Source organism: Rhizobium sp. H4 (assembly GCF_003013335.1).
Lineage (GTDB): Bacteria > Pseudomonadota > Alphaproteobacteria > Rhizobiales > Rhizobiaceae > Rhizobium > Rhizobium sophoriradicis.
In genome coordinates, this window is record NZ_PSOW01000001.1 from 1 (window position 1) to 18715 (window position 18715).

Annotated in this window: 18 protein-coding genes; 7 read left to right on the forward strand and 11 right to left on the reverse strand. The window is 62.4% G+C overall.

The genetic code is table 11. From position 1 onward, the window contains the following. From C4N04_RS00005 to C4N04_RS00030, 6 genes are all read right to left on the reverse strand, one after another. On the reverse strand, positions 1 to 844 hold an 844-nt coding region (locus tag C4N04_RS00005), incomplete at its 3' end, for a sugar ABC transporter permease (protein ID WP_106795221.1). A 103-nt stretch (positions 845 to 947) separates the two neighbouring features. Next, a complete protein-coding gene (locus C4N04_RS00010; RefSeq protein WP_086156203.1) occupies positions 948 to 2210 on the reverse strand; it encodes an ABC transporter substrate-binding protein in 1263 nt (420 codons plus the stop codon). Between the two features lie 89 nt (positions 2211 to 2299). Then, on the reverse strand, positions 2300 to 3820 hold the full coding sequence (locus C4N04_RS00015; RefSeq protein WP_077991485.1) for an aldehyde dehydrogenase family protein: 1521 nt from the start codon (positions 3818 to 3820) through the stop codon (positions 2300 to 2302). Next, positions 3820 to 4599, reverse strand: a complete 780-nt coding sequence (locus C4N04_RS00020) for an enoyl-CoA hydratase/isomerase family protein (RefSeq protein ID WP_039619229.1) — start codon at positions 4597 to 4599, stop codon at positions 3820 to 3822. Before C4N04_RS00020 ends, C4N04_RS00015 begins: the two co-directional genes overlap by 1 nt. Continuing rightward, entirely contained in the window at positions 4592 to 6205 is a 1614-nt protein-coding gene (locus C4N04_RS00025) for an acyl CoA:acetate/3-ketoacid CoA transferase (RefSeq protein ID WP_096764922.1), read from the reverse strand. The genes C4N04_RS00020 and C4N04_RS00025 overlap by 8 nt, the downstream gene beginning before the upstream one ends. Before the next feature lie 28 nt (positions 6206 to 6233). Continuing rightward, positions 6234 to 7259: a LacI family DNA-binding transcriptional regulator gene (locus tag C4N04_RS00030; RefSeq protein ID WP_077991482.1), complete on the reverse strand. Its 1026-nt coding sequence runs from the start codon at positions 7257 to 7259 to the stop codon at positions 6234 to 6236. Positions 7260 to 7557: 298 nt separating this feature from the next. On the opposite strand from C4N04_RS00030, the gene C4N04_RS00035 reads away from it, so the two are divergent. The 3 genes from C4N04_RS00035 (at position 7558) to C4N04_RS00045 (ending at position 10347) form a co-directional block, all read left to right on the forward strand. Next, a complete protein-coding gene (locus C4N04_RS00035; RefSeq protein ID WP_245425517.1) occupies positions 7558 to 7971 on the forward strand; it encodes a hypothetical protein in 414 nt (137 codons plus the stop codon). A gap of 109 nt (positions 7972 to 8080) precedes the next feature. After that, positions 8081 to 9631, forward strand: a complete 1551-nt coding sequence (locus tag C4N04_RS00040) for a PAS-domain containing protein (protein ID WP_086156202.1) — start codon at positions 8081 to 8083, stop codon at positions 9629 to 9631. 92 nt (positions 9632 to 9723) lie between these two features. Continuing rightward, positions 9724 to 10347 carry a peroxidase gene (locus tag C4N04_RS00045; protein WP_106795222.1) on the forward strand — a complete coding sequence of 208 codons (624 nt, stop codon included), beginning with the start codon at positions 9724 to 9726 and terminating at the stop codon, positions 10345 to 10347. Between the two features lie 12 nt (positions 10348 to 10359). Here C4N04_RS00045 and C4N04_RS00050 read toward each other — a convergent pair whose 3' ends face one another. After that, a complete protein-coding gene (locus C4N04_RS00050; RefSeq protein WP_179363939.1) occupies positions 10360 to 11334 on the reverse strand; it encodes an alpha/beta hydrolase in 975 nt (324 codons plus the stop codon). Positions 11335 to 11628: 294 nt separating this feature from the next. Here C4N04_RS00050 and C4N04_RS00055 point away from each other — a divergent pair, with 294 nt between their 5' ends. After that, complete coding sequence (locus C4N04_RS00055) at positions 11629 to 12192, forward strand: nucleoside 2-deoxyribosyltransferase (RefSeq protein WP_009995885.1); 564 nt, start codon at positions 11629 to 11631, stop codon at positions 12190 to 12192. A gap of 13 nt (positions 12193 to 12205) precedes the next feature. Here C4N04_RS00055 and C4N04_RS00060 read toward each other — a convergent pair whose 3' ends face one another. Further along, positions 12206 to 13093 (reverse strand): LysR family transcriptional regulator, encoded by an 888-nt coding sequence (locus C4N04_RS00060; RefSeq protein ID WP_077991479.1) that lies wholly within the window; start codon positions 13091 to 13093, stop codon positions 12206 to 12208. Between the two features lie 128 nt (positions 13094 to 13221). On the opposite strand from C4N04_RS00060, the gene C4N04_RS00065 reads away from it, so the two are divergent. Then, positions 13222 to 14073 carry an oxidoreductase gene (locus C4N04_RS00065; protein ID WP_106795223.1) on the forward strand — a complete coding sequence of 284 codons (852 nt, stop codon included), beginning with the start codon at positions 13222 to 13224 and terminating at the stop codon, positions 14071 to 14073. A 99-nt stretch (positions 14074 to 14172) separates the two neighbouring features. On the opposite strand, the gene C4N04_RS00070 is transcribed toward C4N04_RS00065, so the two are convergent. Further along, the gene (locus C4N04_RS00070) at positions 14173 to 15111 is read right to left on the reverse strand and encodes an alpha/beta fold hydrolase (RefSeq protein WP_096764927.1); all 939 of its coding nucleotides are present in this window, start codon (positions 15109 to 15111) and stop codon (positions 14173 to 14175) included. Positions 15112 to 15295: 184 nt separating this feature from the next. Here C4N04_RS00070 and C4N04_RS31500 point away from each other — a divergent pair, with 184 nt between their 5' ends. Together C4N04_RS31500 and C4N04_RS00075 are read left to right on the forward strand one after the other, a co-directional pair. Beyond that, complete coding sequence (locus C4N04_RS31500; protein ID WP_158775522.1) at positions 15296 to 15454, forward strand: hypothetical protein; 159 nt, start codon at positions 15296 to 15298, stop codon at positions 15452 to 15454. Positions 15455 to 15574: 120 nt separating this feature from the next. Beyond that, positions 15575 to 15886, forward strand: coding sequence for a DUF1883 domain-containing protein (locus tag C4N04_RS00075; protein ID WP_038688313.1), 312 nt, complete (start codon positions 15575 to 15577; stop codon positions 15884 to 15886). Between the two features lie 12 nt (positions 15887 to 15898). Here C4N04_RS00075 and C4N04_RS00080 read toward each other — a convergent pair whose 3' ends face one another. Next, positions 15899 to 17215, reverse strand: coding sequence for a replication-associated recombination protein A (locus C4N04_RS00080; RefSeq protein WP_106795224.1), 1317 nt, complete (start codon positions 17213 to 17215; stop codon positions 15899 to 15901). Next, positions 17212 to 18615: a DegQ family serine endoprotease gene (locus C4N04_RS00085; RefSeq protein ID WP_077991476.1), complete on the reverse strand. Its 1404-nt coding sequence runs from the start codon at positions 18613 to 18615 to the stop codon at positions 17212 to 17214. The genes C4N04_RS00080 and C4N04_RS00085 overlap by 4 nt, the downstream gene beginning before the upstream one ends. Positions 18616 to 18715: the final 100 nt, after the last annotated feature.

Here is an 18715-nt window from a genome sequence, read left to right on the forward strand (position 1 = left end):
TGAAGGTATATTCATACATGAAGTTCGACGGCAGCCAGGCCGAGCCGCCCGGCCCGCCCGAGGTCAGCGCCACCACCAGGTCGTAGGACTTGATCGCCATATGAGCGAGCACGATGAAGGCGGAGAGAAAGATCGGCCGCAGCAGCGGGATGACGATGCGGCGATAAAGCTGGAAGGGCGAGGCGCCGTCGATCTGCGCCGCCTTCATGATCTCGCCGTCTATGCCGCGAAGCCCGGCCAGAAACATCGCCATGACGAAGCCCGAGGCCTGCCAGACGCCGGCGATGACGACGGTGTAGATGACGAAGTCCTTGTTCTTGATCCAGTCGAAGTGGAAGCTCGTCCAGCCGAAGTGATGCAGCGTCTGCTCAAGCCCGAGGCCGGGATCGAGGAACCATTTCCAGGCCACCCCTGTCACAATGAAGGACAGCGCCATCGGATAGAGGAAGATGGGGCGCAATATGCCCTCGCCGCGGATCTTCTGGTCGAGCAGGATGGCAAGCAGCAGGCCGAGTGCCAGACAGATGCCGACATAGAGGAAGCCGAAGATCGCCATGTTGGTGATCGAGGTGTACCAGGAGGACGGCGGATCGCTCTCGAAGGTCCAGCGCCACAGCCGCTGATAGGCGCGTGGTCCCGTCAGGGCATAGGATGGGAAGGTCTTGGAATTGGTGAAGGAGAGATAGGCCGTCCAGACGATGAAGCCGTAGACGAAGACCAGGGTGATGACGAAGCTCGGCGCCAGCACGATCTTCGGCAGCGCATCCTGCAGCCGGCCCCTGAGCGAGATCGGCGTCGTCTGCCCGGGGGTCAGAACCGGATCGGTGGTGGCAACTGTGCTCATGGATATCATCTCCCTTCCCGCAGGATCGGCTCGGCATTTTTTCGCTGCGGAGCCTGAAGCTTCCCCGCGAGATCACGCGGGGAAGCATATTCATCGACGATCCTCAGCGGGCGTCGTCGATCGCCTGGACGAGCTGGGTGACGGCTTCGTCGGAGCTCTTGATCTGGCCGTGGACGAACTTCGAGACGACGTCCTTATAGGCATTGGCGATCGCCGGCGGCGCGCCATAACCCTGGGCCAGCGAACCGAACAGCGTGCCGCCCTCATTGGCGGCCTTCAGGTCGGCGATGCCCTTCTTGCCGCAGGCGTCGAAGTCGGTGTCGGGAACGTCGGTACGGGCCGGCACCGAACCCTTGACGACGTTGAAGGCCGACTGGAAGCTCTTCGACAGCGTTGCCGTCGCCAGCGCCACCTGCGCCGCCTTGCGGTCGTCGGGGACGTTGAACATGCCGAACATGTCGGAGTTGTAGATGACGCTGCCGTCGGTGCCGGGGAAGCGGTAGCAGAGGAAGTCGGTGTCCGGGGTCTTCTTGGCGGCGACGAATTCGCCCTTCGCCCAGTCACCCATCACCTGCACCAGCGCATCGCCCTTGATGACCATGGCGGTCGCCAGGTTCCAGTCGCGGCCGGAGAAGTTCGGATCGACATATTTGACGATCTTCGCCAGGTTGTCGAAGGACTTCTTCATCGTCTCCGACTTCAGCGATTCCTCGTCGAGGTCGTTCATCGCCTTCTTGTAGAACTCCGGGCCGCCGGTCGACAGCACGATGGAATCGAACATCGTCGCTTCCTGCCAGTTCTGGCCGCCGAGCGCCAAGGGGATCACACCTGCGGCCTTGGCCTTGTCGAGCAGCGCGATCAGGTCGTCGAAGGTCTTCGGCTCCGTGCCGCCGATCTTGTCCATCACTGCCTTGTTGATCCACAGCCAGTTGACCGAGTGGACGTTGACGGGGGCTGCCACCCACTTGCCGTCATAGACGGAGAACTTCTGCAGCGCCGCCGGCACCGACTTGTCCCAGCCTTCCTTCTTCGCCGTCTCGGTCAGATCGCCCATGACGCCGGCCTCGGCATAATCGAGCACGGTATAACCAAGCATCTGCGAGGCGGTCGGATAGGTGCCTGCCGCAACCATCGCCTTCAGCGCCGTCATCGCCGCATCACCGCCGCCGCCGGCAACCGGCACGTCCTTCCAGGCAAAACCTTCCTTCGACAGATCCTCCTTCAACACGTTCAAGGCAGCCGCCTCGCCGCCTGATGTCCACCAGTGCAGCATCTGCACTTCCTTTACGTCGGCGGCCTGGGCGGAGACATGAGCGCTGGCGAGAGCCAATGCGATCACCGCAGTCGTGGTCAGAAACCTATTCATCGAAGAACCTCCCAGTTCCCTCTTTAGAAGATGCGGGACTATTCCCACATCCGATCACCCGCCCTCCTCGGGCGCAGTTTGCTTGCCGGCTAAACCAGCTTTTCCGTCTGCGGCATCCACCAGTTGGTGCGCTTGCCGATGTGCATGTTGAGCGTCTTGGTCTCCGTGTAATCTTCGACCGCATGGCGGCCGAGCTCGCGGCCGAGGCCGCTCTGCTTGTAGCCGCCGAAGGGCAGCTCCGAGGCACCGTCCATGAAGGTGTTCATCCACACCGTGCCTGCCCTCACCGACCGGCCGATCGTCAGGCAGGTGTCGAAATCGCGGCTCCAGACACCGGCCGACAGGCCGTAGTCGATGGAATTGGCAATGCTCACCGCTTCGGCTGTTGTTTCGAACGTCAGAACCGACAGAACAGGACCAAACACTTCCTCGCGCGCCACCGCCATATCTGGGGTGACCGCTTCGAGGATCGTCGGCGACATGAACTGACCCATGCCGAGGTCGAGCGTCTCGCCGCCATGCGCGATGCGGGCGCCGCTGCTTCTGGCGCCGGCGACATAGCCCGAGATCTTCTCCAGATGCTGCGGCGTGATGATCGCGCCGACCTGCGTCGAGGGATCAAGGGGATCGCCGACCCGTACCCCCTTCGCCAGTTCGGCGACACGCCTGACGACGTCGGAAGCGATCGACTTGTGAAGGATCAACCGCGAGCCGGCATTGCAGCACTCGCCGGCATTGAAATAGGCGCCGAAGACCGCCGCATCGACGAAGGCATCGAGATCGGCATCCGGGAAGACGATCTGCGGGTTCTTGCCGCCGAGCTCCAGCGAGACCTTCTTCAGCGTCTGCGCCGCATTCGACATCGTCAGCTTACCGACACCGGTCGAGCCGGTGAAGGAGACCATGTCGACGTCTGGATGGGACGTCATGACCGCGCCGACCTCAGGTCCCGTGCCGGTGACAATGTTGACGACACCATCGGGAACGCCCGCCTGCTGCAGGATCTCGCCGAGCACGAGCGTCGATCCCGATGTCAGCTCCGAGGGCTTGACGACGGTGGTGCAGCCTGCGGCGAGCGCGAAGGGCAGCTTCTGGCCGACGATCAGGAACGGAAAGTTCCACGGCGTGATGATCGACACCACGCCGATCGCTTCGCGCAGGACGACGCCGAGCGTGCCGTCGCCGAGCGTGTTGTAGCTTTCACCATGGAGATCGCGAGCCAGAGCCGCCGCATAACGCCAGATGTCGACCGAGCCGGCAATTTCTCCCCGCACCTGGGTGATCGGCTTACCCGCCTCGATGGCGTCGAGAAACGCCAGTTCTTCCGCCCGCGCGGCGATCAGATCGGCCGCTCTGAGCAGGATGGCGGACCGTTCGGACGCGGTCATGCGCGGCCACGGCCCCTCGTCGAAGGCCTTGCGCGCGGCAGCGATGGCGCGCTCGGCTTCGGTCCGGCTGCCGGCTGGGAAGCGACTGACCACGACACCATGGCTTGGCGCGACGCGCTCGATCGGATCGGAGGCGCCCGCCTCCCATTTGCCGTCGATCAGCATCTTGAAATCGCGTGCCCTGTGGTCGCTGAGCGCAGTCGGGTTGACGAGGACCGTCATTACCATTCTCCCTTGAACGTTGCCGGGCGCTTCTCGCTGAATGATGCGACGCCCTCTTTCAGATCGCCGGTCTTGGCCGCGAGGATCGAGCCCAGGGCTTCGACCGCCGTTCCGTTGTCTTCGCCGTTCGCCGATGCGATCATCAGCTTGGCGATCTCGACCGCTGCCGGTCCCCTTGCGGCAATCCGCTGCGCATAGTCCCGGGCGGCAGTCAGCGAGTTTCCTGTCGAAACAACCGCGTCGACGATGCCGAGCAGGCGCGCCTCCTCGGCGGTGAAGATCTCCCCACCCAAGGCCATGCGGCGAACGGCCTGGGCGCCGAACCGGCGTACGAGACGCTGGGTGCCGGACCAGCCCGGCACCATTCCGAGGCCGGTCTCCGGCAGGCCGATCTTGATGTGTTCCTCGGCGATGCGAATGTCGGCAACGCCCGCCAGTTCGAGCCCGCCTCCGAGAGCGTGGCCGTTCAGCGCCGCGACCAGCGGCACCCGGAGCGTCGCCATTCTTTCGAAGATACGGTGACCGTGCCGAACCCAGGCATGGCCGAACTCCTGCGGCAGCATTCCGCCCCAGGCTTTGATATCGCCTCCGGCCGAAAAGCCCTTTCCTTCACCCGTCAGAACGGCAGCGCGCACATCCGGGACCGCCTCCACCGCATCGGCCGCCTCGGCCAAGGCTTTCAGCATATCGAGATCGAGCGCGTTCAACTTCTCCGGACGAGAAATCGTCAAGGTCGCGACATGTCCGTCGATATCGATTCTGACTGTTCCGCTAGCCATGGATGGCGCCCTCCAGTGTCCGTGCCCGTTTGGCAGGAAGCGACAAGCCGATGCCTGCTTCGCGGAAGAGTGCCGCATCCATGACCTTCAGGTCGGGCGCGACCATCAGCGGGAATTCAGACTGATCGAGGATCTGAGACTGAAGATCGACGCCAGGCGCGATCTCGGTGAGGACGATGCCTTCAGGCGTCAGCTTCATCACGCACCGCTCGGTGACATAGATGATCTCCTGCCCCTGCTCGATCGCCCGCCTGCCGCTGAAGGTGACGTGTTCGACCTCGTTCACCAGTTTCTTCAGTTTGCCTTCCCTCTCGATGACGAGAGCCCCACCGGCGATCGAAAGCTTCGCCCCGGCGTTGAACATCCCGGAGAAGACGATCTTCTTTGCCCGCGCCGTGATGTCGACGAAGCCGCCGGCGCCGGCCGTCACATGCGGCCGGAAGGAAAGCTTGGAAACGTTGACCGACCCGTCCTTGCCGATCTCGAGGAAGGACAGCAGCGACGCGTCGAAGCCCGCGCCCTGGAAATAGGTGAACTGATAGGGAGACGGCATGTAGGCGTCGGCATTGGAGGCGCAGCCGAAGGCGAAGTCGAGTAGCGGCACCCCACCGACCGCGCCTTGCTCGATCACCCAGGTGACGGCGCCGTGGAGCCCTTCTTCCAGCAGAATGCGCGGCACGTTGGCCGAGATGCCGAAGCCGAGATTAACGCAGCTTCCCGCCTGCAGTTCCTGGGCGACGCGGCGCGCGATGACCTTCTGAACATTGAATTCCGGAACGCTGAAGCTATCGAGCGGGCGGAAAATCTCACCGGATATCGCCGGATCGTACAACGTCTGCGTCGTCTGCCTCTGATCGGGATCGACGACGATATAGTCGACCAGCATTCCCGGCACCCGGACGTCATGCGGCTTCAGCGAGCCTTCCTTGGTGATCCGCTTGACCTGGGCGATGACGATGCCGCCATTGTTGCGCGCGGCAAGCGCCTGATCGAGGCCGCCGAGATAGGCGCCTTCATGTTCGTATGTCAGGTTGCCGCGCTCATCGGCCGTGGTGGCACGGATGATGGCGACCTGAGGGACGATCGAGGGGAAGAACAGCCAGTCGTCGCCCTCGAAGCTGACGCGCTTGACCACCTGTTGTTCCGAAGCCAGCTCATTCATCGCACAGCCCTGACGCCGAGGATCGACGAAAGTGTCGACGCCGACCTTGGTCAGAACGCCCGGCCGCTTGGCGGCGGCTTCGCGATGGATGTCGAACAGAATGCCGGAGGGAATGTTATAGGCCGGGATCTCGTTGTTGGTGATCATCTGCCAGATCAGCGGCGGCTCGGACGATGACGGCCCGGATGGATAGGAGCCACCGATGATGCACTTGAGCAGGCCTTTCCTGGCGATGTAATCGACGCCCTTGATGCCGCTCATATCGCCGGCAGCGATCGGATGCAGGGTCGTGATGCCTTGGGGGTGGCCGGTCGTCTCGAAACGCTCGCCAATCGCCTTCAGCATGAGGTCCGGGCAACCGAGACCGCTCGAAGACGATACCGTGACGACGGCGCCGTCCGGGATGAGCGCGGCCGCTTCGGCTGGGGTGAGATGCTTCTTCATGGGCGTCACTCGGTATCCTGTCTGGTTTTCACGCTCTTGCGGCGCCGCAGCTTTCGCGGACGACCAGCCGAACGGCCGTTGTCACCGTCTCCGCCTCGGCCTTGCCCGCATTGATCTGCTTGAGAAGCATTTGCGCTCCGCGCCGCCCTATGCCCTGCGGATCGACCGAGACGGTCGTCAGTGCCGGAACCGCCGCCTGCGCCTCGATAACATCGTCGAAACCGACGACGGCGAAATCGGCGCCGGGCTCCAGACGGCGCGCGCGCAGTCCGTCGCAAACACCGAAGGCGACGGCGTCGTTGAAGCAGACGGCCGCCGTCGGCCTGTCGGCAAGAGCAATCGCCTTTGCGATCGCCTCAACCCCACCGGCCCGCGAAGGCGCGGACGAGACGACGAGCTCCCCCCGATAGCCGAGCCCGGCCGCTTCTATGCCACTTCGGTAGCCGGCAAGGCGGTCGTCGAAGACTGCTGTGTCGGGAAAGCCGCCGAGAAAGGCGATGCGCCTGTGACCCAGCCCCGCCAGGTGTTGGACCGCCGACATCATGCCAGCCTGATTGTCCGAGACGATGGAAGAGACCTTCGCCCCGGGCAGGTTTCGAACGACGACCACAACCGGTATGCCCGCCGCAACGAGCGGCTTGAAATCTGCGGCATCGGTAGCGCGCGCCGGTGATACGATAAGCCCCGAAATGCCGTGCTCGCGCATCGATGCGACAACCTCGCGCTGCCGGTCGATGCTCTCGCCGGTATTCGACAGGAACTGCACGAAGCCGGCCGACTGGACGACCATGTCGACGCCTACCGCTAGCTCGGCAAAGAAGCTGTTCGTCAGATCGTTGACGACGACGCCGATGATCCTCGATTTAGCCCCGGCCTGGCGCAGGTTCGCCGCGCCGCGATTATAGACATAGCCGAGCTCCCGCATCACGGCATTGACCTTCGAGCGCGTCCCCTCGTTGACCAGAGAAGAACCCTGAAGCACCAGCGACACCGTCGACTTCGAAACGCCGGCGGCCTTCGCAATGTCGATGACGGTTACCCGCGTCTTTGTCATGCCTCTCTCCGGTGGCGCCGTTTAACTCCTAATATTTGGAACGTTCCAATTATGTCAAGAGGAATTTAATGAATTCACCATTTTCGGCGGTACTTCACGCTATTCGTGGTGATGATTCCAAAGCAGCACGTTTGGATCGATCTAAATTTCCGCCCATCCGGACCTGAAATTCCGCCTTCCACAGGCGAGCGGATCGATCCAAATTGTCGGAGAGGCGGGCCCTTCTGCGCCGCCATCGAAGTCAGGAAGGCCGTCAATATGTTGGTGGCTTTGTTGCACCCCGTTGGAGATCGAAGACATGAACCTGCGTACCGAACTCACCGCCCTGCCGCCCCGCAAACAGGCCCGGCGCTTGGCGGCCGTCGCGGCGTTTCTTCTCGCGCACATCGCAAAGAGCGAGATCGATGCGACGGAAGCGGAGGCCGCCTTGGCGGCAATCCGCGGCTGGGGCGATGGCGCGGATCTGACCGGCCGCTATTTCTCCGATCTGATCTACAGCGAGGATGAGCGCGGGACGCTTCGCCGGCTCTCCGAGGCCGCCGGAAAACCAGCGAAGACGGCTGGAATGCGCTCACCACGACAACAATGTACGTCGCCTGGCTTGTCTTTCAGGAAACCGGCGAACCGATGCCAAGCGATGTCAACGAGGTCGGAGAGGACAGCCTTGATCTTCTGGACGAGCAACTGGCCGAACTCGGCTGAACCGCGGTAAAGGGCCTGATCTTCGTCGAGGAGCACCCATCGACGGACATTAGCGAAACTTTATTGTTTCTGGCCAATGCTACGGATGCGCGCAACGCGCCAGATCTGAGCAGGGCCGGATGATGCCGCATTCGTTCGAATCCATTCTGGAAAACCTGCCGCAGGGCATTGTTCTGCTTGATTCTGCCAATACGGTCACGGCTTTCAATTCCCGCGCGCTGGAAGTTCTCGGCCTTGCGGAGGGCGTCCTCCGTAAGGGAATGAGCATCGACGGATTGCCGGGCACCTCGGCCTGTCATGCTGCGGCATGTTCGCGTTCGCCGACCGGCAAGCCGCACGCCTCGCAGTTTGCATTGCCTGACGGACGGATGATCTCGCTGACCTGCGCGCCCTCGAGCGAGGGAAGCTGGATCCTGAGCTATGAAGATATCTCGACGCTCATTCGCGTCGAAGACAGTCTGGCCGAGCAACATCACCGGTTCGACGCAGCCCTTAGCAATATGCCGCATGGGTTGTGCATGTTCGATTCAGCCAAGAACCTGATATTGTGCAATGCATCATACGCGCGGATGTACAATCTGCCGGATCGACTGACACAACCGGGAACACCGCTCGCAGATATCCTGGCCTATCGAGCCGAGGAGAGAAACGGTCCGGCCGACACCGCCACCTATTTCGACGTCGTCTTCGAAGCGACGGCGCTCGGCGCGCCGGCCAGCCAGAACATCGCGCTCACCGACGGCCGCATCGTCAAGATCACTCACAATCCGATGCAGAACGGTGGATATGTGGCGACCCATGAGGACGTCACCAAGACCGTGCGGCTCGCCGAAGAGCTGCGCCGCCACCACGATCAGCTCGAGGTGACGGTGCGGAACCGCACGGCTGAGGTCGAGCGGCAGGCGCGTGAACTGGAGCGAATGCTCGCGCAGGAAAGAAACATCAACGAATTGCAGCGGCAGTTCGTGGCGATGGCATCGCATGAGTTCCGCACTCCGCTCGCAATCATCGACGCTGCCGCCCAGCGGCTGCTGCGAAAAGCAGGCGCGGTCGAGCCCGAATTTCTGAGCGACAAAGTCGAACAGATCCGTGCATCGGTAAGCCGCATCGTCGATCTCATGGAGAGTATCCTGTCAGCCGGACGCCTCGATACCGGCACGATCGATATCAGCTACGGCGCCTGCGCGCTCAGATCATTGATCCGAAGCTGCTGCGAGCGGCAGTCGTCGATCTCGAAGACGCATAGCTTCGTGCTTGACGTAGACGGGCTGCCTGAGTTCATCGATGCCGATCCCCCCAGCTTGGCCCAGGTCTTCACCAACCTGCTCTCCAATGCCGTCAAATACGCGCCGGGAACGTCCGAAATTCGCATTGCGGCCTGGGAGGAGACCGGCAACGTCAAGATCTCGGTCAGCGACGACGGGGTGGGGATCGATGCCGAAGACGTGCCCCGGCTGTTTCAGCGCTATTTCCGCGCTCGCACTTCGACCGGGATTGCCGGAACCGGTATCGGCCTCAACCTGGTGAAGCAGATCGTCGAGCTGCACCAGGGCTCGATAGAGGTGCAAAGCGCAAGAGGGTGTGGATCGACATTCACCGTTACCCTTCCGGTCAAAAGACATGGTGACGTTCCGGCAAACAATGATTGCGCGATCACTCAGGCCTCTTAAGCAGGGCTGACGGCTCGCGCTCGAACCGACGGCGCAGGATTGCTGTCCGGCATATCTACCCTATCCTTCTCGCAATAGAGGAGGACCATGCCATGGCTTTCATTCACACCCCCAATGCATTCGCCAGCGAGAAGACGACCTCGATGTATGCCTCGGCCGAGGCCAATTATGGTTATCTGCCGAACATGTATCGTGCCTTCGGCCACCGGCCGGAGGTAATGGAGTGCTGGGCAGCACTGCTTGCGAGCATTCGCGGCCATATGAGCCTCAGGCGCTACGAACTGGCGACACTGGCGGCGGCCAAGGAACTGAAATCCTCTTATTGCATGCTCGCGCACGGCTCCGTGCTGCTGCGCGAGGGTTTTACCAGCGACGGGCTGACGGCTGTCGTCAACGAGACCGAGAAGGCGCCGATCGACGCCGGCGAACGGGCGATCATGGCCTTTGCCGCCAAGGTGGCGCGCGACGCCACGTTGGTGACGCAGCAGGATATAGACGGGCTGAAGAAACATGGGCTGAGCGATGCCGAGGTCTTCGACGTCACGGCCGCGGCGGCGGCCCGGTGCTTCTTCTCGAAAATGCTGGATGCGTTGGGTGCCGCACCCGACCACGCCTATATCGAGCGGCTGGAGCCGAATGTGCGCAAGGCGCTCAGCGTCGGCCGGGAGGTCGAGAGGCCTCTTGCGCCTTCCCCATCGCGCGGCACAGCGCAATGATGGCGTAGCCCCCTACTCCTGCGGCTTGTCGGCAAAATGCCGGATTGCAAACTCGGCGATATTCTGGCTCGACCGATCAGCATCGTCGAGCAGCGAAGGAAACAACTGCCACTGGTGCGGCATGCCCGGCCAGACCTCGGTCGTGACGTCGACGCCCGCCTGGCGCGCCTTGTCGGCGAGCCGCAGCGTATCATCAAGCAGGACTTCGCCGGAACCGACCTGCAGCAGCAGCGGCGGAAAGCCCGTCAGGTCGGCATAAAGCGGCGATGCCTGGGGATCGGTCGGAGACTTTCGGCCGAGATAGGCCTTGCGTAAAGTCTCGATCCAGTCTTTGCCGACCAGCGGATCGTTTTCGGCATTCGATGTCATCGATCCGCCCGTCGCGGCAAGATCGGTGATGGGGCTGAGCGCAATGACGGCGGCCGGCAGCGCCTTTCCGGCCTGCATCTGCCGCAGCACGGTCTCGATCGCGATGTTGCCGCCGGCACCGTCGCCTGCCACCACGACATTGTCGTTGCGATAGCCGTTGTCGAGAAGCCAGCGGTAGGCCGTCAGCGCATCGTTGATCTGGGCGGGATAGCCATGTTCCGGCATCAGCCGATAATTGATCAGCAGCACGTCGCTGGATGCGGCCTTAGCGAGCGAGCCGGCGAACAGGCTGTGCGTGCGGATGGAGCCGCCGGAAAAGCCGCCGCCATGAATAAAGAGGATCACCCTCTCACCGATCGGGTGATGAAGCCGGGCCGGCCACATCAGTTCGGCATCGACGCCATCGGCATCGACCTGCCGGACCTGGATGCGCGTCGGTCCCGGCATTGTCTGCATCAGCCGCTCGAACGCTGTCCGCCGCTGCTGCAGGCTGTCGGCGCCGGCAAAATGCTCCTTCCAGAGACCGAGGAGTTTTTCGACTTGCACGCGCGAGCCCTCGCTTTGCGGCCCGATTTCCTGTCCCGGCGCTGCCGACACCGATAGCAGCAGCGCCGCGATGGCGGGAAACAGATATCCGAGCCGCTTGGACGCTCTTCGATTTGGCAAAGTCCCACCCTTCATCAACCTCTCCCGATGCTGGCGATGCGGTATCTTTGGCCGCTTCGCCCACCGGAGTCAAAAGGGTGTTGGGCAAGAACCTCGCGCTTTGTCATGCGCCCGCCTTAACCGAAGGCCGAAAAGAAAAAACGATAATCCGTCCCGGCGCAGCTTGCCAATTGCCGCGCTTCCGTCGGAAATAGGCTGCCTGCCCCAACCCCGGCGCTTCGGCTCGCGCTGGCATGAAGGATACCGATGACCACGATTTATCTTGCCGGCCCGGAAGTCTTTCTTCCCGATGCCATGCCCATCATGGCCGAAAAACGCCGATTGGCGCGCCAGTTCGGTTTCGAACCGACCGGTCCCGGCAGCGACGAAAATCAGACGCCAGTGAAGCGAACGGCCGCAGAGATCTACGCACGCAACGACGACGCGATGCGCCGGGCCGATATCTGCCTTGCCAACATCACGCCGTTTCGAGGCATCAGCGCCGACCCGGGCACGGTCTACGAAATCGGCTTCATGATCGCGCTGGGGAAATCGGTTTTCGCCTATACCAACCACCCCGACGACTATGGCCTGCGTGTTCGTTCGATCTGGTATGCGGGGCTGGAGATCGATGTGGCGAGCGGACGCCCGCGCGGACCGGACGGCATCGCGATCGAAAATCACGGCATGGCCGATAACCTGATGATCGACGGGGGCATCGAGGCAACGGGAGGCAAGGTATTCCGAGCGGCAGAGCTGCCGGAGGATCCCGCCCGCGACCTGACGATTTATTTTGAGGCGCTTCAGACGATCGCCAGCATGCGCGGATAGGAATTGAGCGTCTTTACCCCGCCCTGATCGCGTCGATGACCGCCCTGAAGCCCGCCGACATGTGGCGGCGGCTCGGATAGTAGAGATAGAGCGGTTCCTCCGGCTGGCACCAGTCGTCGAGCACCTGGATCAGCTCGCCGCCGGCAACCGCTCTTTCGACACGGGGCTCCCAGATATAGGCAAGACCGACGCCGTCGAGCGCTGCCTGCATCATCAGTTCGTGATCATCGAGCGACAACGGTCCGGTCGGCTGAAAGCTCACCGTCTGGCCGTCCTTCTCGAACTCCCAGGCATACCGCGCACCTGATGGAAACATGTTCTGGATGCAGAGATGGCGCTTTAGCTCGTGGGGCGTCGCCGGCTTCGGCCGGGTCTCGAAATAGGCGGGCGAACCGACCACGACCAGGCGGATCCGGGGCTTCATACGTAGCGCGATCATGCCCTCGGTGACGCGCTCGCCGAAACGGATGCCGGCATCGAAACCCTCCTCGACGATATCGACCAGCCTGTCGGTCGCGTTGATCTCCAGCTGCAAATTCGGATTGCGCTGGAGCAAAGGTGCAATGATGCGGCCGATGACGATGGGACCGATCGAATTCGGCACGTTGATCCTCACCTTGCCGAAGGGCGTGTCGCGATAACGGTTCAACGCATCGAGCGCCGCCGCCATTTCCCCGAAGGCCGGATCGAGATGGGAGATCAGGAGTTCGCCGGCTTCGGTCAACGAAACGCTGCGTGTCGTGCGGTTGAGCAGACGGATGCCGATCCGGTCCTCGAGATTGAGCACGGCATGGCTGACGGCAGAGGCAGTGACGCCCCGCTCCTCCCCCGCTTTGCGGAAGCTCTTGTGCCGCGCCACAGCCGCGAAGGCCGCAAGTTCGGAGAGTTCGGTCGCGCGCATTGCTGAATTTCACTCATCATAGTTTCAGGAATAACAAATCTTATACATCAGCAGTTTTTCGGTCAAATTCAGTCCGTCAGCACAGAGGCACGACGCCAACACAATCAATCAGCACAAAGGAATCCGTCATGAAAATCTGGTTCATCACTGGTGCATCCCGCGGCTTCGGCGCGCTTATGACCAAGGAAGCGCTGGCAGCCGGCGATGGCGTCATCGCCACCGCCCGCAATCCAAAGACAGTGACCGAGCAGTTCGGCGATCATCCGAACCTCATTGCCGTCGCCCTCGACGTTACCAATGAGGCGCAGGCGAAAGAGGCTGCGGCTGCCGGCATCGCCCGCTTCGGCCGCATCGATGTTCTCGCCAACAATGCCGGCTACGGACTGCTCGGCGCCGTCGAGGAAGCCACGGCCGAAGAGATCGAAAAGCTCTATGCCACGAATGTCTTTGGTCTCCTGAAGGTGACACGCGCCGTACTGCCCTACATGCGCCGCCAGCGCTCCGGCCATGTCCTGAACTTCTCCTCCATTGGCGGTTATTTCGGCTATCCCGGCTGGGGTGTCTACGGCTCGACGAAGTTCGCCGTCGAGGGGCTGTCGGAATCGATGGCCGCCGAGCTCGAACCCTTCGGCATCAAGGTGACGATCGTCGAACCCGGCTTCTTCCGGACGGACTTTCTTTCCGACACGTCGCTGGCGGTAAGCCCGGCCACCATTGCCGACTACGAAGGCACGCCGGCGGGCAACATGCGCAATTTCGCCGCCGACGCCAACCATGCCCAGCCCGGCAACCCTGCCAAGCTCGCTGCCGGCATCATGACGATGGTCAGCTCGGCCAACCCGCCGCTGCGCATGCCGTTCGGCAGCGATACCGTGGCGATGATCGAGGCGCAGCATGCGAGCGTCGAAAAGGAACTGGCCGCCTGGCGGGAGCTCGCTGTCTCGACGGATTTTCCCAGCGAGGCAACAAGCGCAGCCTGAAGACAGACATGAGTGCCGCCGCCACATTTCCGGTCTCGGAAGTGTGGCGGCGGCGCTGTTACGACGGCGGGAAGACGGCCGGGAAAGCGGCCGCCTCGCCTATTTTCCGACCTGCTCGGCCCAGTTCGGCGCCTTGCCGCCACCGTCGAGGAAGGTCATCGCCATGGTCGCCATCAGGGGCGAGGCGAAGGTCTCGTAATGGGTGAGATCGGGCAGGATCGCCAGGCGGTTCTTCGACATGTTTTCCCGCATCCAGCCCGCATCGCGCAGGCCGCCGCCGAGCTTGTGATAGAAGTCGATCATGTGTTCGGGGCGGATCATGTCGGCATCGCCGTACATCAGCATGACAGGCATGGTGAGCTTGGCGACGGCATCGCTGTAATCGATGGGCTTGCGCATCAGCGCTCCCATGGCGTCGAGCAGCTTCGGAAATTCCGACACGTCGGGCGCCACCGCCTTATAAGAGAGGAACATCGGCGTGTCCTTCATCATCTCGGCCATGCCGGCGCCGACGGCTGCCTGCTGCGGCAGCATCTCCGGGAAGAAGCCGTTCTGCGCATAGGGCGCAGAGAGGATCACCAGCCGGCGGACGCGATCTGGCGCATTCGCTGCCATATTCAGCGCCACGCCGCCACCGAAAGAATAGCCGAAGACGTCGACCTTGTCGTAGCCGAGCTGCTTCACCAGGACCGCGAGATCGGCACCGATATCAGGAAGCTCGATAGGCCGATTGCCGAGCGGCGTGCGGCCATGGCCCTGGAGACCGACGGCGATCACCTGCCGGTGATCGGTGAAAACAGGCATGACGGGCGTAAACATCTCGATCTGCCCGAGGCCGCCGTGCAGCAGCAGCAGCGGTTCTCCCTCGCCGCGGATCTCGTAATAATAATCGATGCCGTTGACCGGCACGCTTCCCTTCCTGACGATCGGCGCTGCTGCCTTGTCCTCGATAGAAGCCGCGCCGGCGCCTGCCATATCGGGCGCGGCCAGGAAGGCGGCCGCCGCTGCGATTATCGATATCAGTCTCGTCTTCGACATGTTCCTTGCTCCCGGTTTGGATCGATACCGCAAGGACGGCAGTGGCCATCATTTTCCGACACTCTGTTTCGAAATTTGTGCAAACCGCCTTTATGCCATTTCTATATTTTCGCCCCTCGCCCCGAATGGATTTCCTATCGCGGCCGGCAGTAGACTCGCGGCATCATTGCAAGGGTCAAATGCCATGCGAAATATTCCGTCCTTCGCCTTCCACCCTCTCCGTCCACGCAGGATCAGGCGCGGCAGCCGGCAGATGCGTGAAAAGCGCACCGCCTGGGTGCTGATCGTCTTCAGCGTTCTGCTCGCCGGCGTCGAACTTTACATCGTCTACGCTGCGCTCTGAGCCCTTCCGCACGGTTCCGCGCAGGCAACACGCCGATTGGCGGAATGGCCGATTTCCAACTTTTCTTTAACCGGCGTGCTGGTAAAATCTCGCGCAGAGACTTCAGATGCCGCGAGACCGATGCCGAAACCGAATTTCCGCTTCACCCATTACGATCTTAAGGAACAACGCGCCGGAACGATCGTCGAGGTGTCGTTGAATGCGGTAAACAATGTGCGGCTGATGACGGCGCCGAATTTCCAGCGCTTCACCGAAGTTCTCGATTTCAAATATATCGGCGGCGTCGCACGCAAATCGCCGGTCAAGATCGCCGTCCCGGAAAGCGGCCACTGGCATGTCGTCGTCGACATGGAAGGTCATCACGGGTTGGCGGAATCCGCCGTCAAGGTGATCGCCGCGCCAGCCAATCAGAAGACGCCGCGCCCTTCGTGAGATTGAGGCGGCTCAGCGCGGATTGCGCTCCTTGCGAAGCTTCGCCCACCATTCCAGCCGCTTGCGAATCTCACGTTCAAACCCGCGCTCCGGCGGGTCGTAGAAGGTCTGCCGGCCCATTTTTTCCGGAAAATAGTCCTGGCCGGAAAAAGCGTCCGGCTCGTCATGGTCGTAGCGATATCCTTCGCCGTAACCTTCGCCCTTCATCAGCTTGGTCGGCGCATTGAGGATGTGCTTCGGCGGCAGCAGCGAGCCGTTCTGCTTGGCGGCTTGGCTTGCCGCCTTGAAGGCGGTATAGACGGCATTGGATTTCGGCGCGGTGGCGAGATAGACGCAGGCCTGAGCGAGCGCCAGCTCCCCTTCCGGAGAGCCTAGATAGTCATAGGCATCCTTGGCGGCGTTGCAGATCACCAGCGCCTGCGGATCGGCAAGGCCGATATCCTCGACCGCCATACGAACCAGCCGCCGGCCGAGATAGAGCGGATCCTCGCCGGCATCGAACATGCGGGCGAGATAATAGAGCGCGGCATCGGGATCCGAGCCGCGAACGGATTTATGCAGTGCCGAGATCAGATTGTAATGGCCGTCCTGCGCCTTGTCATAGACCGGGGCGCGGCGCTGGACGATGCGCGTCAGGCCTTCGGTATCGAAACTCTCGCCCTCGCGGGCGGCGCGCCAGACCTCTTCAGCGAGCGTCAGCACCGCGCGGCCATCGCCGTCGGCCATGCGGATCAGGCTGGCACGTGCCTCTTCCACCAGCGGCAGCGGCTTCTGCTCGATCGCCTCGGCGCGCTTCAGCAATTCCTCCAGGCTCTCCTCGTCATGCGATTTGAAGGTCAGGACGCGGGCGCGCGACAAAAGAGCGGCGTTGAGCTCAAAGGACGGGTTTTCGGTGGTGGCGCCGACGAGGATGACGGTGCCGTCCTCCATAACAGGCAGGAAACTGTCCTGCTGGGCGCGGTTGAACCGATGGATCTCGTCGACGAAGAGCAGCGTCTGGCGGCCGTCCATGCGGCGCATGCGGGCCGCCTCGAACACCTTCTTCAGATCGGCGACACCGGAAAAGATCGCCGATATCTGCTCGAAGGCCAGCCCGGCCTCACCCGAAAGCAGACGCGCCACCGTCGTCTTGCCGGTGCCGGGCGGGCCCCAGAAGATCATAGAGCCGAGCGAACCGCTCTCGATCATTCGTTTCAGTACGCCATCCTCACCGGTCAGATGGTCCTGACCGGTGACATCGGCGAGCGTCTTCGGCCGCAGCCGGTCGGAAAGCGGCCGCCTGGCGGCGACCTCCTCCGGAACACGCGGCGCGAAGAGATCATTGCTCATCGGAAGAACTGCCGTATGCGCTGACCATCACGCTCGATCTCCACCCGCCAGAGCCCGGGGTCGCTCTCAGCGATCTCGGAAAGTTCGCTGGTGGTATTCACATCGGTGCCGTTGATCGAGACGATGATGTCCTTCGGCTCGAAACCGAGACGGGCGGCGGGCGACCCCTCCTTCACGTCGGAGACCACGACACCGGCCGACTCGGGCGGCATGCGCAGCTCGTCGGCCACCCGCGGCGACAGGTTCTCGACGACAGCGCCGCTGAAGGGGGTACGCCCGCCGATCGTGCGCTGATCTCGCGGCGAGGTTTCCGGGGCGCGATCGAGCGTCAGCGACAGTTGTTGCTCGCGGCCATTCTCGACGACGGTGAGTTTGACCGACTTGCCGAGACCGGCCGTGGTCAGCCGGTAGAGCAGCGCATCCGGATGTTCGACGGAAATCCCGTCGACGGCGGTGACAATTTCGCCGGCCTTCAGCCCGGCCTTGGCGGCCGGGCCGCCTTCCGAGACCTTCACGACGAGCGCACCGCGCGCCTTGTTGAGCCCCAGCGCCTCAGCCACTTCCGAGGTCACGGCATCGAAGCTCGCGCCGACATAGGGCCGCTCGAATGATTTGACGCCGGCATCGGCCGAGGCGAGGAAGACCTTGACGAGATTGGCGGGGATGGCGAAGCCGATGCCGTTCGAGCCGCCGCCGCGCGAGAAGATCGCCGTGTTGATGCCGATCAGCTCGCCTTTCATGTTCATCAGCGCGCCGCCGGAATTGCCGGGATTGATCGAGGCATCGGTCTGGATGAAGAAGCCGAACTCATTCCTGACCACCTGGTTGCGGGCAAGCGCCGAGACAATGCCGTTCGTCACCGTTTGGCCGACGCCGAAGGGATTGCCGATCGCCAGCACGAGATCACCGACCTCGACCGCGTCGGAATTACCGATCGGCAGCGCCGGGAAGCTCTCCTTGCTGTCGATCTTCAGCACGGCGAGATCGACGCGGTCGTCACGCAGCACCACCTTGCAAGGGAATTCGCGGCCATCCGGCAGCGCCACCTTGATATCATCGGCGCCTTCGACGACGTGATTGTTGGTGACGACGGTGCCGTTCGCCTCGACGATGACGCCCGAGCCGAGCGAGGACTGCTTTTCCGAGCGGTTCGGCATCTGCTGGCCGAAAAACTGCTCGAAGAAGGGATCACCGGCAAAGGGCGACTGACGCTGGATGGTCTTTTCCGCATAGACATTGACGACAGCGCCCGATGTCTGCTTGACGAGCGGCGCGAAGGAGAGCTGCATCTGCATCTGGCTCTCGGGCACCGTCTTTGCCGTCTGTGCGTAAGCCGCGGCTGGCAGAAACAGCGTCAGAGCGAGCAGCGAAACGGAGGCGTGTTTGAACGGGCCTTGCATGATTATCCCTTTTGAATCCTTTTGAGCAACGTTTTAGAGCATGATGCCGAAAAGTGTGAGCGGTTTTCAAACGACATCATGCTCTAACTATTCAATTGCG

Bases quoted from the DNA above. Each gene is read 5' to 3' on its own strand.
- C4N04_RS00010 (WP_086156203.1), bottom strand. From the start codon at position 2,210: ATGAATAGGTTTCTGACCACGACTGCGGTGATCGCATTGGCTCTCGCC.
- C4N04_RS00075 (WP_038688313.1), top strand. From the start codon at position 15,575: ATGCCGAAACCGAATTTCCGCTTCACCCATTACGATCTTAAGGAACAA.
- C4N04_RS00065 (WP_106795223.1), top strand. From the start codon at position 13,222: ATGAAAATCTGGTTCATCACTGGTGCATCCCGCGGCTTCGGCGCGCTT.
- C4N04_RS00040 (WP_086156202.1), top strand. From the start codon at position 8,081: ATGATGCCGCATTCGTTCGAATCCATTCTGGAAAACCTGCCGCAGGGC.
- C4N04_RS00070 (WP_096764927.1), bottom strand. From the start codon at position 15,111: ATGTCGAAGACGAGACTGATATCGATAATCGCAGCGGCGGCCGCCTTC.
- C4N04_RS00045 (WP_106795222.1), top strand. From the start codon at position 9,724: ATGGCTTTCATTCACACCCCCAATGCATTCGCCAGCGAGAAGACGACC.
- C4N04_RS00025 (WP_096764922.1), bottom strand. From the start codon at position 6,205: ATGAAGAAGCATCTCACCCCAGCCGAAGCGGCCGCGCTCATCCCGGAC.
- C4N04_RS00035 (WP_245425517.1), top strand. From the start codon at position 7,558: ATGAACCTGCGTACCGAACTCACCGCCCTGCCGCCCCGCAAACAGGCC.
- C4N04_RS00060 (WP_077991479.1), bottom strand. From the start codon at position 13,093: ATGCGCGCGACCGAACTCTCCGAACTTGCGGCCTTCGCGGCTGTGGCG.
- C4N04_RS31500 (WP_158775522.1), top strand. From the start codon at position 15,296: ATGCGAAATATTCCGTCCTTCGCCTTCCACCCTCTCCGTCCACGCAGG.
- C4N04_RS00080 (WP_106795224.1), bottom strand. From the start codon at position 17,215: ATGAGCAATGATCTCTTCGCGCCGCGTGTTCCGGAGGAGGTCGCCGCC.
- C4N04_RS00030 (WP_077991482.1), bottom strand. From the start codon at position 7,259: ATGACAAAGACGCGGGTAACCGTCATCGACATTGCGAAGGCCGCCGGC.
- C4N04_RS00020 (WP_039619229.1), bottom strand. From the start codon at position 4,599: ATGGCTAGCGGAACAGTCAGAATCGATATCGACGGACATGTCGCGACC.
- C4N04_RS00085 (WP_077991476.1), bottom strand. From the start codon at position 18,615: ATGCAAGGCCCGTTCAAACACGCCTCCGTTTCGCTGCTCGCTCTGACG.
- C4N04_RS00055 (WP_009995885.1), top strand. From the start codon at position 11,629: ATGACCACGATTTATCTTGCCGGCCCGGAAGTCTTTCTTCCCGATGCC.
- C4N04_RS00015 (WP_077991485.1), bottom strand. From the start codon at position 3,820: ATGACGGTCCTCGTCAACCCGACTGCGCTCAGCGACCACAGGGCACGC.